A 16550-nucleotide genomic window follows, 5' to 3' on the forward strand; every position below is an offset into this window, starting at 1 on the left:
GACGGCGGCTAAAGCCGCACGTTCGTTTTTCCTCCCCCGGCTAAAGCACGGGGGTTTCCAAACGTATCGGAGGTTATTATGATTCGTCAACTGGTAGAAAAAGCCCTCTATATCAAGCAATTAACTCCCGATATTGAAAATGGGATTAACTCCGAGTTAACCAGGCTAGGATATATCGATGATGTGGATTATGAAGCCCTAGAGTTATTGATGGCAGAGATGGATGCAGGACGCATTCAGCTCGTAGCCAGCCGATAACCCCTACAAAGCTGCGATCGCAGCTCAGCACCAGCAAATCGGCACCAGTGGTTACATCCTCTGGGGCAAAATTTTAGGGTGCATTGCTTCAACCTTGCTCGGGTTCCACCTCATCCACCCGACAACCCGTCAGCAGCGACTCGAGCCTCAACCCCCCACAGTCTAGAAAAACACTGTTGAGCCGCCCCAAGGGTAAGGTAAACTGTCTAATGGTTTTCTACCCTTAGCAGGAGCTGATTGTCTAGTCGTCATGGAGTTTGCCAACCGTTTAAAGAAAATCCCCCCTTATTTATTTGCCGAGATTGACCGCAAACGAAAGGAATTATTATCTCAGGGGATTGATATTATCAATTTGGGTGTGGGAGACCCGGACAAACCGACTCCCGATCGCATTCTCCAGGCAATGCATGAAGCCATTGACAATCCAGCCACCCATAACTACCCCCCTTACCGAGGCACGAACGACTTCCGAGAAGCAGTGGTGCAGTGGATGGAACACCGATTTGGCGTAACGGGACTCAACCCGCAAACCCAGGTCGTTGCTTCGATTGGCTCGAAAGAAGCCATCCACAATACGTTTTTAGCATTTGTGGATCCTGACGACTACACCCTGATTCCCGATCCGGGATATCCGGTCTACCGAACGGGAACCTTATTTGCCGGTGGCGAACCCTACATCATGCCACTGAAACCGGACAATGACTTCTTGCCGGATTTAAACGCCATTCCCGAAGCCGTTGCCAGAAAAGCAAAACTGCTATGGATTAATTACCCCAACAATCCCACCAGCGCTGTAGCCAATTTGCAGTTTTTTGGAAGATTGGTGGCATTTTGCCGAGAATACGATATTTTGCTATGCCACGATTGTGCCTACTCGGAAATCGCGTTTGATGGATATCAGCCTCCAAGCGTGCTGCAAGTCAAGGGGGCGATAGATGTGGCCATCGAATTTCACAGTTTGTCTAAATCTTTTAACATGGCAGGCTGGCGGGTGGGTTTTGTGGTGGGGAATGCAAGTGCAATTCAAGCCCTGGCGCAGGTGAAATCTAATGTAGACTCCGGGGTGTTTAAGGCCATTCAACAAGCGGCGATCGCTGGTTTTTTGACCCCAAAAGCAGAACTCCACGCCATCCGCTCGGTTTATCACCAACGTCGAGACCTCCTGATTGCCGGACTACAATCGCTCGGGTGGCCCGTGCAACCGCCCAAAGCCACCCTTTACGTGTGGACACCCGTTCCGCAAGGGTATTCTTCTACAGAATTTACCACCTTACTTCTAGAAAACTGTGGGATTATCGTCCCTCCTGGGAATGGGTACGGAGTCTTCGGGGAAGGCTTCGTTCGCATCGCCCTCACCCTCCCCGAAGCGCGCATCACCGAAGCGATCGAGCGCATGAAACATGCGGGGATTCATTACGCTTAACTCCTGTAGGAATTCCCTCTCAATCGGCTTGTGGGTCTCCTTGCTCTGTAGGCACTCCATTGCCAATTTTCTGAAACACATGGGGATAGGCGTGCCAAACCTGCTGTACGAAGCCTCTAAGTTGCTGATGGTTCATTTTTGCGGTTTCCGGCGCAGGGGAGGCAGAATTCTCAAGCTGCGCGAACAGGGAAATCACCTCCGTATCCACCGCCAGTCGAAATAAATGAATCGGCCACACCAGATCGGCACCCTCGCGCAGATCGTAAAGCGATCGCGGCGATTCCTGAAAGGGGTCTCGGGTGTCACTCGGCCAAACTGCCAACATAAGAGGGCGGATCCAAAGCATTCCGCGATTTTCTACGATTTGAATCACTTCTGCATACAGGTAGCGACCAAGATGTTCGAGGCAAACTATCTGATAGGGTTGAAAAACTTGGGAAACTTCCATTCCTGTGAGTTTGACACAACGATGGCAATATCAACAGCAGATGTTATAGTTTTGTATTTTATTCCACAGACCGATGGGGAAACGGCGGGGTGAAACTTGCGGGCTTTCCAGGGTGGGGCTCGGGATGGGAAGGGGCGATCGCCACTCGGAAAATTATCCCCTTCATTCACCGAGGCTGAACCTGAATCGATGCAGCGCCTGAGCAATCCCTGTGATTTTCCTCCCCCGAGTGGTTGGGTTTTCTCAGTCCACACCCTAAGAAAACCATTCAGATGGGAAGAATAGTTGTTGGGGCATCGAAGCCACGGAATTTTGGTGGCGCTTATCGGGCACCCCTCCCGAGCAAGGTAGGAGTGTCCCATCCGGAAAAGAAGGTGAAGGCAGTGAAAAATGATTGGCAAATCAAGGATGAATCGATTAAACTAACACAGCTTGTCATCAAGCCTTGGTCTTCGTCTAAACGGGCTTGGTAGGGCAAGAGCGTTTTATCCCCTCTGGGTCGATTGCACGATCGCGATAAGACAAACCCGATGAACGATACGTTAATTTGGGAAACTGTCCCACGTCCTTCGTCCCATCCAGGCTCGCAACATGCTATCTTTCAAACCAGCTTTAAATATTATGTTAATCCATTGAAGTTCAGATATCGTTAGAGGCCCAACTCAGACGCTTGCGCGAGCGTCACGAGCAACCAGGCAAACCTCTACGGCTGTGTTATTTGTCTAAACAACGGCTCCACAGGAGAAATTGGGTGAAACCGCAAGTATTTTCTTGGCTACTACCTTCCGCAATCAGTGTCTTGCTGCTAGCAAGTCCGTCTCAAGCAGCACAACTGGAGTTTTGGCGTTTTGATACCAGTCAAAACCGACTTCACTTTACGACAGAAGGGGGGGTGCAACCGAAGGCGCAATTAATTGCCAATCCCACTCGGTTGGTGATTGATTTACCCGGAACCACCCTCGGACGTCCTACGGTGACTCAGCCGATTGTGAAGGAGGGATTTCAATCCATTCGGGTGGGTCAGTTTGAATCTGACACGGCTCGGTTGGTGATTGAACTCAGCCCGGGTTACACGTTAGACCCGGGAGAGGTGAAATTTAGAGGCATAACGGCCAATCAGTGGACCGTGGAAGTCCCCACTCCGCAACGGCGAGGTGCAGTATCGAGTCGGGCCTCCGAACCAGAACGGCTGTATGGAGAAGCATCCCGGGACGAGATGGCGATCGCGGCGGGAGGCATTCAACTGGAGAATGTTCAGGTGACGCCGGATGGCTTTTTTATCCGGACGCAGGGGGGAGAGCCACAAATTGAAGTCCAGCGCAATAATGACGAAGGGGCTTTGTATGTAGATTTACAAGGAGCTACCATTTCGTCGGATATGCGATGGAGAGACCAGCTTTACAATCAGCATGGGGTGGCGCGTCTGAATGTTAGGCAGGTAGAGTCCTCGCCGCCAGTGGTGCGCCTGACGTTTCTGCTCAGCGATCGCGACTCGGAGTGGTTGGCGACAGGGAGCAGTTTTGGGGGCGTGGTGCTCTTGCCGAATGCTAGCGGGTCGGGAACTCCCGGAAATGTAGCATCTAGGTCCAGGTCGAGGAGCGATCGCCTGGTGGAAATTGAGGGGGTCGAACTTCAAAGAGATGGTTCGCAAATTTTGGTGAGATCCGATAGCCCGTTTACCTACACCAGCGGATGGGATCGCGCTTCAGGAGCTTATAAAATCTCGATTCCATCGGCACGTCTCTCCAACGGGGTTAGACCGCCAAAACCTACCGGAAACCGATCTTTTTTGTGGGTTCGCCTGGAACAAGAAGACCGGGAAACTGTGGCAATTTTAGTGCAGCCATCGGCTGGGGTGCGAATTGGTCAACTCACTCAGCCGAGTCCGGAAGTGCTCTCCGTGGCGTTGGACGGGCCGCGTCAAACTTCTGCTTCGAGTTCTAGGGGAACGGGTTCGGTGGCTCCACCCCAGCGCAATCCAAGGCCGAATTCGATGCGTCTGCCTCGCAATGCCCGCGTGGTGGTGGCGATCGACGCCGGACATGGCGGTCGCGATCCGGGTGCAATTGGGATTGGCGGAATTCAAGAAAAGGATATCGTGCTGCCGATCTCGGAACGGGTGGCGGCAATTTTAGAGCAAAATGGGGTGCAAGCGATTTTAACTCGTAGCGACGATCGCGAAATCGATTTGGCTCCTCGGGTCCAGCTTGCTAATCGGGTGAATGCGGATCTGTTTGTTAGCGTTCACGCCAATGCGATCGATATGAGTCGTCCTGATGTGAATGGCATCGAGACCTATTATTATGCTACGGGGAATGGTCTGGCGCGGACGATTCACAACAGTGTGCTACAGATGAGCGGATCGCGCGATCGCGGCGTGCGCCGAGCTAGATTTTATGTGTTGCGGCACACCTCCATGCCGGCGGTTTTGGTAGAAGTCGGTTTTGTCACTGGTGCGGAGGATGCACCGCGATTGGCAACTGTGGCCCATCAAAACCAATTGGCTGAGGCGATCGCTCGCGGTATCCTACAGTACCTTCAGAATCGTTAATTTCTGCGTGGGTCTGCAACCGGTTAGTCCCTCGGACCGACCGAGTGCTTAGACAGCAGCGGGTTGACTTCATCGAACGAACAGTTTTCGTCCGTTGCACCAAACTCGCCTTTAGACCTGAACTCTGCATCAAACTCAACTCTATCTCTAGCCTCGTGTCTAACTTTATCGATCCTGTCTCCAGTGCCTCTCGAGATGCCGACGCAACCAGCTTTTCGCCATCCTCGTCTCGCTCTCCCGACCCACTTTTCCCAGAGACGCCAGTAGGTGCGTCTTCACAACCCCGCCCTCGCAAACCCTTTGGGGGAAATATCCAAAAAGCTAGAATTGGAATTTTTGACAGTGGGGTGGGGGGACTGACGGTTTTACGAGAACTTTACCGACAATTACCTTCCGAGTCGATTCTTTATTTTGCCGATACGGCTCGCCTCCCTTATGGCAACCGCCAGCCGGCAGAAATCGTGCAATTCGTGCGCGAGATTCTCTGCTGGATGGAGTCACAGGGGGTGAAAATGGTGATTATGGCGTGCAATACCAGTTCGGCTTTGGCACTCGAAACCGTACAATCGGAATTTGATGTGCCAATTTTGGGGCTGATTTTACCGGGAGCGCGGGCGGCTGTCCGGCAAGGTCGCAGAATTGGCGTGATTGCAACTCCAGCTACCGCCGCAAGTAATGCGTATCGGCGAGCGATTCAGGAAATGAATCCTCAGTGTCGGGTTTGGCAAGTGGGGTGTCCGGAATTTGTGCCGTTAATCGAGCGCAATCGAATTCACGATTCTTACACGATGGAAGTGGCGCGGGAATATCTTGCGCCCCTACAGGAGCAGCAAATTGATACCTTGATTTACGGCTGTACTCACTATCCGCTTTTGGCCCGCGTACTCAAGTCCATTTTGCCGAGGTCGGTGCAATTGGTGGATCCGGCTGTATGGGTGGTGCAAGCTGCGGCTCGAGAACTCGAAGCTTTGGGATTGCGCGATACTGGTGCTGCCCTGCCAACTCGATTTGGGGTGAGCGGTTGTCCGGAAGAGTTTGGCCAACGTGCGGTGCAGTGGCTCGGTTGTACTCCCACGGTGGAAAAAGTTTGCTTACCTCAGCCAGAAAGCGAGCCTTTACCGCTTAAACCTTTGGAGTAGCAGTGGGTTTGGCGGATCGAATGGAAGTCAACCCGCAGCGCGATTTTGCTGCGGGTTGACTTTTTCGATTCTGCGATCGAGTAGTTTGTTGACCACAGAGGGTTCTGCTGCGGCTGTTGACCCGATCGCTGAGATCGGGAATGTGCCTAAATTGGGCTAGGGACGCGAACTCGATCCTCTCGCGTGTCGTCCTACTAAGCTCAATAGCAGATAAATTGCTAACAAATAACCGGTTGCCAGAATCGGAATAATCAAAGGCATATCGTGGTAAGTCATAGTACGGCCAGATGAGGTAAGCGAGGAGGTCTTGAACTTAAATGTTTATGAGAAATCTTTGGCTCAGCATTCTCAGGCAGGAAACTGACCGCAAGAATGCTGACCCACCACAGGCCAAGCTCGGAACATCGCGAGCCGCGCCTCCCTCGGGGCGATATCTCGCCCTTGCCCCCGCGCTTTGGAGCCAGACTCGCAGTCTCGATCGCCGCAACCTACCTTCGCGAGATGACTGCAGCTTGATGCCTGCGTCCTCCTTCCAAAACAGCTCAGGAGCGAACAAAACAATTAGAATCATGCCGTGGAGGCGAGACCTTTTCCTGCTCCAGTATCGGGTACTCCTGGGCGGAACCCGCTCGGCGTAACCCGCTCTGGGTTTTCTTGAGGTCTGCGAACAGATTGGGTTCCTCCAGCTAAGAGCAGGTCGGGAACCAATACAATTAGGGAATTCCCCTAAAGTTTTTGCCAAATCCACAGCACCCCTCAGTTACAAATCGTAACCGAATCTGGGATTTCCGTGGTTCGAGCTATAGCCTCTCCTAAAAGGAGACCCAAATTAGGAAGGCTACCTGTAGCTGGGATATTGCCCCCAGTGCGTACTCCGCTACAACAGACATTCACAACGGAAGTCAGCAAGACCTACAGCCGTTGTGGCGCTTTATGTATGGAAATGTTTCAATTATTACGATTTAGGATAACACAAGATGGCTGAATTGGAACGGGTTTTGCCAAATTGCTTAACAATTCTCTACAATTGACGCAGCAAGCTGCTGGATGAGATTTGAGGAGTTTTTTGTCATAAAACTTTCGGATTGCCAGAGGCTTCGCTTAGAATGTATGTAAAATTTCGTAACTTGACGCCTGAGTCGGCCTATCCATGACCTCAACCACCTCCCTATTTTCCCCGGTTGAAGCAGACCTGCGTTTGTTGACCGAGAATCTGAAAAAGCTTGTTGGGGCCCGTCACCCCATATTATTCGCTGCGGCGGAGTACCTCTTCGGCGCTAGGGGAAAACGGGTGAGGCCAGCAATTGTCCTGTTGCTCTCGAGAGCGACGATACCCGATCGACAACTGACCCCCCGGCATCGGCGGTTAGCGGCCATCACCGAAATGATCCACACCGCCAGCTTGGTGCATGACGATGTGGTGGACGAATCTGAAGTTCGCCGAGGGGTGCCTACGGTTCACAGCCGATTTGGCAACCGCGTGGCGGTGTTGGCAGGAGATTTTCTGTTTGCCCAGTCTTCCTGGTACCTAGCGAATTTAGATAACTTGGAAGTTGTCAAACTTCTTTCAGAAGTAATTATGGATCTCGCGGAAGGGGAAATTCAACAAGGACTGAATCGATTTGACAGCCATTTGTCAATTGAAGCATACCTAGAAAAAAGCTATTATAAAACTGCCTCCTTAATTGCCAACAGTGCGAAAGCCGCTGGTATATTAAGTGAGGTAACAGCGGAAATGGCCGAGGACTTTTATCAATATGGCCGTCATATTGGTCTGGCCTTCCAAATTGTGGACGATATCTTGGACTTCACCGGTTCGACGGAAAGCTTAGGCAAAAACGCGGGTTCGGATCTCCAAAGTGGGAATCTGACAGCCCCGGTGTTATTTGCCCTGGAAGAAAAACCTTATTTGGAAGTCTTGATCGAGCGCGAGTTTGCTGAAGCAGACGACTTGGAAAAGGCGATGACCCTGATTAAAGAGTCAAACGGGATTTCACGATCGCGAGAACTGGCGGCTCATCATGCCGAAGTGGCGGTGAAACATCTAAATTGCCTAGAGCCATCGGAATGTTCTGAAGCGTTGGTGAAGTTGGCTGATTACGTCCTGAGCCGTCTGTATTAGCAATGAGGGTTCAGCAAGAGGAAAGCTCTGCTGGAACGCGCACGCCCCGGGCGATCGCCAGACATCGCCAGAAAATCACTGGCGATGCTGTAGATCCCCGGATGCGTTGCGGCTTCTATCTCAGGCAATGTCTGGCGGAAGCTGGCTCGATTTGGGACGCTTCGGTGAATGCTGTAGGTACTTCTGTAGCTGAAGCCGGATCGGATGTTGAATGTCTTGACGAGGGACTTCCGTGCCGCTAGTCAGTTCCCCGGGGGTCTCAAAGAAAACCACACTATCCACAGTATCAATCGTGACCATCTGAAACAAAATGTGAATCACTGGCACGGGCAGAGCGATCGCTTGAGACGCTTTGGGAGCATAAGCACTGTTTTTAGCGTCCTCTAACGAAGGAAACGCATAAATCACCTTTTTTTCAATATCAGGTTGGGCGCGATTGCTTAACGTAGTCACTACCCAACGCTGGTTGAGGGTTTGCAGGATGTAATACTGGGAATGGCGCAACTGAACAGCGATCTGCTCGAGCGCTGGCGCGATCGCCTTTATAATTCCCGGAGTTTGTCCATCTTGGGGTGCATTGTCAATTAACAGCCGAACTTGTTGGTCTAAATCCATGTTGACACTGTTGCAACTTTAGATCGTCTCTTCAAGTTTAGCTGTTGGAATCTCTAGTCAAAGCTAGGGTTGTTGATAGTTACAAACCATGATGGCAAAAATCGACGGGCGCGTGGAAGAAATATTAGAATTTTTATTGACACAACTCCAGCAGTCCACTCGTGCTTCTGAACAAAACTGCCGGGAGGTAGCCGCCCGCATAGCCGCAGAAGTAACCCGGATTTGCCAAGAAAGCAAGCGCATTCAAGCCTCTGGAGAGGAGCAAACTTGGATGGAGATCCTGGCGAGACATCGCCTACAGCAATGTCTCAACTACTACAAGCTAGGAGCAAGAGCCGGAAGAGTGGAATTGCACAGTACCCTGAGTGCGATTGTTTATCGTTACATAACTCCTCCCCAAATCCAATCGAGCTATCAAGCAAGATTAAGCCTGATTGAAGATTTTTTGCAGGGATTTTACCTCGAATCCTTGAATGCTTTTCGACGAGAAGCACAACTCGATCCAACATTTTCACCGTCAACCCTGTTAGAACTGGCCGAATACATGGCCTTTACCGAAAGATATGGAAAGCGACGCATTCCCTTGCCTGGGGGGCGCTCTCAGCAGCTCATCATCTTGCGATCGCAGACCTGCGCCCAACAGCAACCGCCGGAAACCACTGTAGATATGGAACAAGCGGCAGAAGGAGCGGGGGTGGAGTCGGACAAAACCTGGAATGACTCCTCGGTGCAGCAGGTGCGAGAGGCAATGGTGGATCTCGACTCGGAACCGGCGGAGGATTCCCTGCGCGAAACTGTAGTCAAAGAATTAATGAGTTACCTGCAAGAGCGGGGTCAACAAGACTGTGCCGACTACTTTACCTTGCGCTTGCAAGATTTACCCACCAGCGAAATCGAAGAAATTCTCGGTCTGACGCCTCGTCAGCGAGATTACTTACAACAGCGCTTTAAATACCATTTGATTCGCTTTGCCCTCTCCCATCGCTGGGAACTGGTGCATCAATGGTTAGAAGCGGATTTAGAGCGCAACTTGGGTCTTAGCCCAAGCCAATGGAAAGACTTTCAAACCAAAATCGGTCCGGAGCAGTTGCAACTACTCGAGCTCAAGCAAAAAAAAGTACCCGATCCAGAAATCGCCCAAAAACTCGGTTGTACCGTCAATCAACTGCAAAAACGGTGGTTTAAACTGCTAGAAGCAGCCTGGGGTCTTCGCAACGCTCGGGATTCCGGAAAAAGTGCATCTACAGATGAATAGGGGGTTAACACATGACTAGGGACGAGCAAGTTTTCAAATACCTTGCTTCCTCAGAAGCGATCGAGCAACATCTACTCGCTTGGCTCTTGCAAAAGCCGATCGCCAGCGATCGGCCACCCACTGGGGAGCTGGCAAGTCCCGAAACACCTCCGGGGGAAAATGAAAATTTCGTCGCCCAGGACGAAACCGACGACTTACATCCCCTCGATTCGCAAGCGATCGACCCCCCACCCGGGACAGCGGGTGACTCGGAGGCCGGATTTGCAAACCTCAATGAATCGAGTTTCGGAGGAGATCCACCAACTAAACCAGGAGAGATACCTGCCGTGCAAGACCGTTTTTATGCACTCGTGAAGCGCCGACTCCAAGCTGAAATCCTTTCATCTCCGCCCCTATTCCCCTGGGAAACCGAGATACTGGATTACGAACCTGAGAACATTGACTTTTCTCTCGCGCAAGAAGTTCCCGCTATGGTGTGGAGCGCTCAATTACCCGCCTTGAGCCTGCCAATTTCCCTGCCGGAAAAAGTTTTGGCTCAAATCCTCGCTCGCTCTCAGACCCTCGTTCAATCCTCCGTGCGCGAAGGTGCCAAATTAGTCCGAGCGGTGGAAGAATTATTCCCCGATCGCTTTACCACCCTAAACCACCTGGCGGGATTGGTCATGCAAATGTCTCCCACCCGAGGCTCGAACTCTTCCACCACCAATCCAGTCTCCAAAACCGCTGGTGAATTTCCCGCCACCTACGAAGCGGCTACATCCGATCAACAAATGGTCCTGTGTTTGCTGGCGGCGCGAGAAATTATGGGCACCCTGAGCATGACGGTTCGGGCTTGTGGGCATCCGGTGGAACGACAATGGCTGACCAGTGCGGGGATGCTGAGCATTCAAGTTCAATATCTCCACCGGGATCCGGAGGCTTCTTCCTCCACCGAGTCTGGAGCCTCTCTCAAGGTTCAGGCTCAATTGCCTTGTGCCGGCAGTTTGCACCTGCATCATGGAGAAACTCAAACCACTGCCCAACGCCCGCATTCTGGGGTCTTGAGTGTGGAACTCAACGACGCGCAACCTAACCAAACTTATCTGTTAGAAGTTCGCTTCCACAATCACGACAATAACTCCCTTACCTTTGTCGTTTTTCCCACCACTGACACCCAAAGATAAATGCAAAAACGCCGAACCTTCCCTTAAAGTAGGAAGAAAATTCCCCTTCTTCCTACCCCTACATTTCCTTCCACGATTTATGTTTAACTTTTCAGGGACTCAGCATCTGCAAAACCTCCCCTTAGTCGGTCGTCTATGGCAGCAGCTTAAAACCTTGCCAACTCCCGTGGTGGAGGACTCTCTTTCCCTCCGCGTTCTGGTGCAATCACTGGTTCTGGTGGGAATTGTGGCGACTGATGTGGCAGCAGGAACTTCTATGAGTCTGTGGGCGGTTCCGGCGAGCATTCTCGGTGCAACTTGGAGCTGGTATCGACGGCGCAATCGCAATATTGCGGTCAAGTTCCTGCTCGCCATCGGAATGCTGGTGGCGTTGGCGGCGTTCTTCGGGCGCTTGGTGGAAGAACTCAACGACACCCGGGTGGTTTTGGCGGAATTATTAATTCAACTTCAAGTTCTCCATAGCTTTGACCTACCGCGCCGACAAGACTTGGGATATTCGATGGCGATCGCCTTGATTCTGTTAGGGGTCGCCGGAACGGTTAGCCAAACGTTAGCCTTCGCCCCTTTTTTGCTGGTATTTTTAGCGATCGCCCTGCCAACTCTTGTCTTAGATTATCGCTCTCGCTTGGGCCTGACTCCCTCGCCCCGTGGAAAAACCAAACGCAAACGCCGTCAACTCAACGTCTCGGCGCTCAAATTTTACGCTATCCTTTTCGCGGCGATCGTCTCTTTGGGACTGGGGATTTTTGCCCTCCTGCCTCGCTTTCCGAGCTACCAACTCCAAACGTTTCCGGTGAGTTCTGGCATCGAATTCGAGGGGGAATTTGACGGTCGCAGTATTGTCAACCCGGGTTATAGTAACGGGGACGGCGAAGGCACCGGCACGGGGGAGGGTTCTTCCGATGACGCTGCCGGCGAACTCGACGACACATTTTACTACGGTTTTAACACCCGCATCAATCAAAACCTGCGCGGCGAAATGACGCCCCAGGTGGTGATGCGGGTGCGATCGCAGGCTCCCGGTTTTTGGCGAGTGCTGGCATTTGACCGCTACACGGGTAAAGGTTGGGAAATCTCTCGCAATGAAGATGCCGAAACTCTCGATCGCCCAAGCTGGACTTACCAATTCGTGATTCCTAACGAGAAACCCCGAGTCCCGCATCGAGATGTGGTTCAAAGTTACACGGCGGTTTCCGATTTGCCGAATATTATTCCCGCACTTGCCGATCCGAAGATTCTTTATTTTCCCACGGAACAAATCGCGGTGGATCCGGAGGGCAGTCTGCGATCGCCCCTGGGGTTAATTGAAGGTCTGACTTATACGGTGATTTCTGAAGTCCCCTACCGCGATCGCACCGCTTTAGGTCAAGCGCCCACGGACTATTCTGACCAAACTCGCAAATACTATCTCCAAGTTCCACCGGCAATCTCCGATCGCGTCCGCCAACGCACTGAAGAAATCTTACAAACCTCCCCCAAACCCCTCACTTCGGTTTACGAAAAATCCCTTTATCTCGCCCAATACCTCAAACAAAACTACACCATCCCCTCAGACCCCTTCGGTTTGCCTTTTTTGGATCCTGATGAAGATTTGGTCCTCCAGTTTCTCTTCGAGGTGCAAGGAGGCTACCCGGATCACTTCTCCACGGTTTATACCATCATGCTGCGTTCTATTGGTATTCCAGCGCGTCTGGTGGTCGGTTTTGCTCCGGGAGACTTTAATCCCTTTACCGGTCTTTATGTGGTTCAAAATACCGATGCTTATGCGATGACTGAGGTCTATTTTCCTGAGTTCGGTTGGTTTGCCTTTGACCCCATTCCCGGTCACGACCTCATTCCTCCGTCAATTGAAGAATCTCGACGGTTTGGCGTTTTGCGGCAGTTTTGGAACTGGGTGGCGGGTTGGTTGCCCTCTCCAGTAACCGGTCTGCTCGAAGGAATTTTTTCCGCTCTGGGCACCTGGGTGCTTGGCAGTATTGCTTGGCTTTTTCGCCTGTTTACCCGGGGTTGGGTGGGTCTGTTTGCCGGCTTGATTTTAGTGACCAGTATCGGATTTCTCGGTTGGTTGGCTTGGAATGGATTCGTGCAGTGGCGCTATGGTCGTTTCCTGGGAAAAATGCCGCCGATGGAACGGCTTTATCGTCAAACTCTGGATACTTTAAAGCGTCAGGGATATCGCAAGCATCCAGCACAAACGCCGTTTGAGTACGCGCGGGAGTTGCGCCGACACCAAACGAATCTGGATGTGGGGGCGATCGAAGAAATTTCCCAGGCTTATATTCGTTGGCGTTATGGTCGTCAAGAACCCAATATCGAGCACCTGCGCCAACGGTTGCAAGGGTTGAAAAAGCGATCGCTCCGCCAGCGTTAAAAAAGCGCGGTGAGGATAACAAATACCGCCAGTTGAGATATCCAATTCAACCATAGGCTGATGATTCCTCACCGCATTCTTCTACCAAATAACATAATGCCCGGAAGCGAAGACTCATCAACTGTTCGTATAACGGGTTTATCTTGCACAGGGGCGGAATGCGAAACCAAACTTTTCCGAATAGTTTAATTTCTCGCGCAAACGGACACTGTGCTGGAATCAGTTTACACAGTAACCTTGCCGATTTTGGATTTCCGACTTGGATGCGATCGAGCCGCTGCTTTAGGGGACGCAATAGGTCAAATTTGCGGTTCTGAGAACTATGCAGCCTAACAGTATTGCGGGTGCTGTTGCTTTGTTTTGCAGAACGTTCCGCTGTAGGCGTTTGAAGCAAGTTTTTTAAGGTAAGCTCTAATACATTCATCTTTCTTTTCCGCTGTTTTGGATGTCTGAAAAGCGCTTTTTACAACTCTACAACTGTGAATTTGCCTGAACCGGAAAGTGCAGAATTCGCGTTTTGTAGCTTAGGTTGCTTTTCATTTACCTGTTGGGTTGTGATGAGCTGATTGTTTCGGCGATTCCTTCTCCTGTAGTGCCCCATTTTGCAAGGCTTTCGAGTGACGGAAAGCCCAAACTTTGGTTATCTGACTGTGCAGTTGCGATCGCCACCCCTTGATTTTGTTCCCTTGCTCCTCCGACTATCTGTTTTTGGCCCAATAACAGACTTCTATCCCAGCTTGCGTTATTGCCACTTTGACAAAAGCTATTAATTCAACAACAAAATACGGCCAATAGTTATTTGAAATATTCCGATTTTTCCGATTTAAATTGTAGGTAACCAGATAGAAAAATAATAGAACAACAATTACTGACGAATAGTGTTTAGCAGAGTTACTCCTCTTCATCGGCGGCTTGGTACCTATTATTTGAAACTACAATACACAATAATTGGCAAGTGTTTTAGTCAAATTAGCAACCTCAGCCTGCAATCATACCTTACCAAAGAGGGACAAATAAAATACCTCTCCAGAAAGAAGACAAAAAAATAGATTTAGGGCATTATATAAATAAAGCGTGAGAGGTATGACAACAATCAAATGGTTTTGAAACAGTTGATGAAAGGGGTTAAAAAATTAACGTTATTTCGCACGGTAATTGTTTTTGCCGTGGGGGGCTTGTTAGGAGGTTTCATTCCGATTTCTACACCCGGTCCTCCAAAAGTTTTGAATTCGAGAGAATTACCAGAACCCCGGTATTACAGGTTGACGGGAACTGTGGAGTTGCTTTCTACGGAAGATGAGAATCCTTGTCAAAAAAGTGCCGATCGCGAGATTAAGGAGGGGATGGAAGTGTTGGTCAAAAATCGCGATCGCCAAGTTATCGCCCGGGGAAATTTAGGAAAAGGAGAGCCCGAACCGCTGCAACGGGATTTTTCAATAATGACCTGCAATTTTCCCCTAGAAGTCAAAAACCTGCCCGAATTAAGTTCTTATATCGTTCAACTCGAAACCGGAAAAGAATTTATCTATTCCAAAAAGCAGCTTCAAGGTAAAAACTGGAAGTTAGAGTTAACCCTGATACAATCTCCTCGTGAAAATGGGGAGTTAAATGTGGAGTTAGATCCGCAGCAATCGTGATGTCATAATTTTGCAATCAGAGAGAAAAATGGCCGAGGCGATCGCGATCGCAATCCCCCCGCAGGATTGTCACACGATCGCCGAGATAGCGATCGCGGACAATCCTTTTCAAAGGATGCAATATAGTAAGAATAGGTCTAAATCCATTACGGAAGGTGACAGCAACATGAATCCTGAAGAAACTCCAACCCCGGATGAAAGGGAACAAGAAACGTCCGAAAAACGCCAACCGGAGGTTCAGCCTAACTCCGGGGACAGCGAAACCACAGAAGAGTTAAATGCCATCGCAAAAGCGATGATGGTTAATCTGCTGTGGAATAAAATGGGCCTGTTTGACGAAAAGCAAGAGTAAAATGGGTCTCTCCACCGAAAAAAGCCGAATCGATTGTCGGTAATCGAATGCAATGCGGATGTGGCAAGCTATCGCAATCGGGGTGCAAGGGGTGCGATCGCCTAAATCTCTTGCCACAAAATTGTTGCCAATTGCCTCAATGACTGATTCGAGAACATCGGCAAACCGAGAATGCTAGGGGTGCAACTTTTGAATCAGGGTGCCCTAACAGTCTCAGCCATTAAAGAATTTCTTTGTCGCGGTTTGAGAACTTTTCAAAAAGATGATTTTCTGCTTGCCAGATAAAAAAATAGCCCATATAATTGGCGCAAAATCTCTCTCCTGAAGGCGAAAAGCTTCACGAAATGCCTTCAAACGGGCCGAGAAATGTCGGGCGGGGGCGGGTTATATGAATTTCCCATAATGCTTTGACTACCGCTAATATCTCTCGCAGGATATAATATCGCATGGAATCGTTGCGAAAGACTCCCCAATCGGGGGTTCCTAGCCCAATAGCATCTACTCCCATCTGACGACAAGTGTAGACGGCGCGGGGTAAATGATAGCGTTGGGTGATTAATATTGCCTGTTGAATGCCAAAAATTTCTTTGGCGCGATAGCAACTTTCGTAGGTGCTGAATCCGGCGTAGTCAAGGGTGATATCTGTTACAGGAACGCCGCGTTTTTCGGCATAGTTCTGCATCGCCGCCACTTCGTTGTAGTGGGGAGTGCTGTTATCGCCAGTCATCAAAATTTTTTGGACACGACCCCTTTTGTAGAGATCTACTGCAGCTTGAATGCGATCGGCAAGCATGGGAGTGGGGGTGCCATCTTCCCACACTCCCGCACCCAAAACAATAGCAATCGGTTGGGGAGTCACCCGATCGCGATCGCTGTAGCGATAGGGTTGGGTGGCGGAATAAACGTAGTAATTGAGTGCCACGGGGATGAGGGGGACACTCACGGCGAGGAGGAGAAGAATAAAACGCCAGTTGAAAAACCAGGGATGAAGTATCAATAGTTTCATTGGAGTTGCGATCGCCAAAACATTCGGGGGTCAAAATGCAGTCATACCTATTATAGATGACCTGGAGAAGGACAATCGCCAGGGCGATCGCGCTTTGATTATGATGCGATCGCTTCTCCCAGTTTACCTGATTTTGAATCTTCAGAAAAAAACTGGCGATCGAGAAGTCGCAGGGGAAAGCGATCGCTCTCCCACACAGGCTACTTTTCA

At 50.5% G+C, this 16550-nt stretch carries 14 protein-coding genes; 10 read left to right on the forward strand and 4 right to left on the reverse strand.

The window, feature by feature from the left end:
* The first annotated feature begins 78 nt into the window (after positions 1-78).
* Positions 79-258, forward strand: coding sequence for a hypothetical protein (locus AC0QH1_RS27615; protein WP_324634655.1), 180 nt, complete (start codon positions 79-81; stop codon positions 256-258).
* Positions 259-508: 250 nt separating this feature from the next.
* Positions 509-1681: a pyridoxal phosphate-dependent aminotransferase gene (locus tag AC0QH1_RS27620; RefSeq protein WP_324634656.1), complete on the forward strand. Its 1173-nt coding sequence runs from the start codon at positions 509-511 to the stop codon at positions 1679-1681.
* 19 nt (positions 1682-1700) lie between these two features.
* Here AC0QH1_RS27620 and AC0QH1_RS27625 read toward each other — a convergent pair whose 3' ends face one another.
* Positions 1701-2129, reverse strand: coding sequence for a hypothetical protein (locus tag AC0QH1_RS27625; protein ID WP_324634657.1), 429 nt, complete (start codon positions 2127-2129; stop codon positions 1701-1703).
* Between the two features lie 751 nt (positions 2130-2880).
* On the opposite strand from AC0QH1_RS27625, the gene AC0QH1_RS27630 reads away from it, so the two are divergent.
* The 3 genes from AC0QH1_RS27630 (at position 2881) to sds (ending at position 7941) form a co-directional block, all read left to right on the forward strand.
* The gene (locus AC0QH1_RS27630) at positions 2881-4680 is read left to right on the forward strand and encodes an N-acetylmuramoyl-L-alanine amidase (protein ID WP_324634658.1); all 1800 of its coding nucleotides are present in this window, start codon (positions 2881-2883) and stop codon (positions 4678-4680) included.
* A 311-nt stretch (positions 4681-4991) separates the two neighbouring features.
* Positions 4992-5819 (forward strand): glutamate racemase, encoded by an 828-nt coding sequence (murI, locus tag AC0QH1_RS27635; protein WP_324634694.1) that lies wholly within the window; start codon positions 4992-4994, stop codon positions 5817-5819.
* A 1150-nt stretch (positions 5820-6969) separates the two neighbouring features.
* Positions 6970-7941 carry a solanesyl diphosphate synthase gene (gene sds / locus AC0QH1_RS27640; RefSeq protein WP_324634659.1) on the forward strand — a complete coding sequence of 324 codons (972 nt, stop codon included), beginning with the start codon at positions 6970-6972 and terminating at the stop codon, positions 7939-7941.
* Positions 7942-8061: 120 nt separating this feature from the next.
* On the opposite strand, the gene AC0QH1_RS27645 is transcribed toward sds, so the two are convergent.
* Positions 8062-8556, reverse strand: coding sequence for a hypothetical protein (locus tag AC0QH1_RS27645; RefSeq protein ID WP_324634660.1), 495 nt, complete (start codon positions 8554-8556; stop codon positions 8062-8064).
* Positions 8557-8644: 88 nt separating this feature from the next.
* Between AC0QH1_RS27645 and hetZ the strand changes: the two genes are divergently transcribed.
* From hetZ to AC0QH1_RS27660, 3 genes are all read left to right on the forward strand, one after another.
* Positions 8645-9811, forward strand: a complete 1167-nt coding sequence (gene hetZ / locus AC0QH1_RS27650) for a heterocyst differentiation protein HetZ (RefSeq protein ID WP_442957370.1) — start codon at positions 8645-8647, stop codon at positions 9809-9811.
* An 11-nt stretch (positions 9812-9822) separates the two neighbouring features.
* Positions 9823-10974, forward strand: coding sequence for a hypothetical protein (locus tag AC0QH1_RS27655; RefSeq protein WP_324634661.1), 1152 nt, complete (start codon positions 9823-9825; stop codon positions 10972-10974).
* Positions 10975-11053: 79 nt separating this feature from the next.
* Positions 11054-13345 carry a transglutaminase TgpA family protein gene (locus AC0QH1_RS27660; protein ID WP_324634662.1) on the forward strand — a complete coding sequence of 764 codons (2292 nt, stop codon included), beginning with the start codon at positions 11054-11056 and terminating at the stop codon, positions 13343-13345.
* Positions 13346-13391: 46 nt separating this feature from the next.
* Here AC0QH1_RS27660 and AC0QH1_RS27665 read toward each other — a convergent pair whose 3' ends face one another.
* Positions 13392-13769: a Mo-dependent nitrogenase C-terminal domain-containing protein gene (locus AC0QH1_RS27665; RefSeq protein ID WP_324634663.1), complete on the reverse strand. Its 378-nt coding sequence runs from the start codon at positions 13767-13769 to the stop codon at positions 13392-13394.
* Between the two features lie 673 nt (positions 13770-14442).
* On the opposite strand from AC0QH1_RS27665, the gene AC0QH1_RS27670 reads away from it, so the two are divergent.
* On the forward strand, positions 14443-14982 hold the full coding sequence (locus AC0QH1_RS27670; protein ID WP_324634664.1) for a hypothetical protein: 540 nt from the start codon (positions 14443-14445) through the stop codon (positions 14980-14982).
* Positions 14983-15148: 166 nt separating this feature from the next.
* Positions 15149-15334, forward strand: coding sequence for a hypothetical protein (locus AC0QH1_RS27675; protein WP_324634665.1), 186 nt, complete (start codon positions 15149-15151; stop codon positions 15332-15334).
* A 337-nt stretch (positions 15335-15671) separates the two neighbouring features.
* On the opposite strand, the gene AC0QH1_RS27680 is transcribed toward AC0QH1_RS27675, so the two are convergent.
* Positions 15672-16340, reverse strand: coding sequence for a SanA/YdcF family protein (locus AC0QH1_RS27680; RefSeq protein WP_324634666.1), 669 nt, complete (start codon positions 16338-16340; stop codon positions 15672-15674).
* Positions 16341-16550 lie beyond the last annotated feature (210 nt).

This window comes from Phormidium sp. CCY1219 (genome assembly GCF_055795085.1).

Coding starts and splice junctions, on each gene's coding strand:
- AC0QH1_RS27615 (WP_324634655.1), top strand. CDS start 79: ATGATTCGTCAACTGGTAGAAAAAGCCCTCTATATCAAGCAATTAACT.
- AC0QH1_RS27620 (WP_324634656.1), top strand. CDS start 509: ATGGAGTTTGCCAACCGTTTAAAGAAAATCCCCCCTTATTTATTTGCC.
- AC0QH1_RS27625 (WP_324634657.1), bottom strand. CDS start 2,129: ATGGAAGTTTCCCAAGTTTTTCAACCCTATCAGATAGTTTGCCTCGAA.
- sds (WP_324634659.1), top strand. CDS start 6,970: ATGACCTCAACCACCTCCCTATTTTCCCCGGTTGAAGCAGACCTGCGT.
- AC0QH1_RS27645 (WP_324634660.1), bottom strand. CDS start 8,556: ATGGATTTAGACCAACAAGTTCGGCTGTTAATTGACAATGCACCCCAA.
- hetZ (WP_442957370.1), top strand. CDS start 8,645: ATGATGGCAAAAATCGACGGGCGCGTGGAAGAAATATTAGAATTTTTA.
- AC0QH1_RS27655 (WP_324634661.1), top strand. CDS start 9,823: ATGACTAGGGACGAGCAAGTTTTCAAATACCTTGCTTCCTCAGAAGCG.
- AC0QH1_RS27660 (WP_324634662.1), top strand. CDS start 11,054: ATGTTTAACTTTTCAGGGACTCAGCATCTGCAAAACCTCCCCTTAGTC.
- AC0QH1_RS27665 (WP_324634663.1), bottom strand. CDS start 13,769: ATGAATGTATTAGAGCTTACCTTAAAAAACTTGCTTCAAACGCCTACA.
- AC0QH1_RS27670 (WP_324634664.1), top strand. CDS start 14,443: ATGGTTTTGAAACAGTTGATGAAAGGGGTTAAAAAATTAACGTTATTT.
- AC0QH1_RS27675 (WP_324634665.1), top strand. CDS start 15,149: ATGAATCCTGAAGAAACTCCAACCCCGGATGAAAGGGAACAAGAAACG.
- AC0QH1_RS27680 (WP_324634666.1), bottom strand. CDS start 16,340: ATGAAACTATTGATACTTCATCCCTGGTTTTTCAACTGGCGTTTTATT.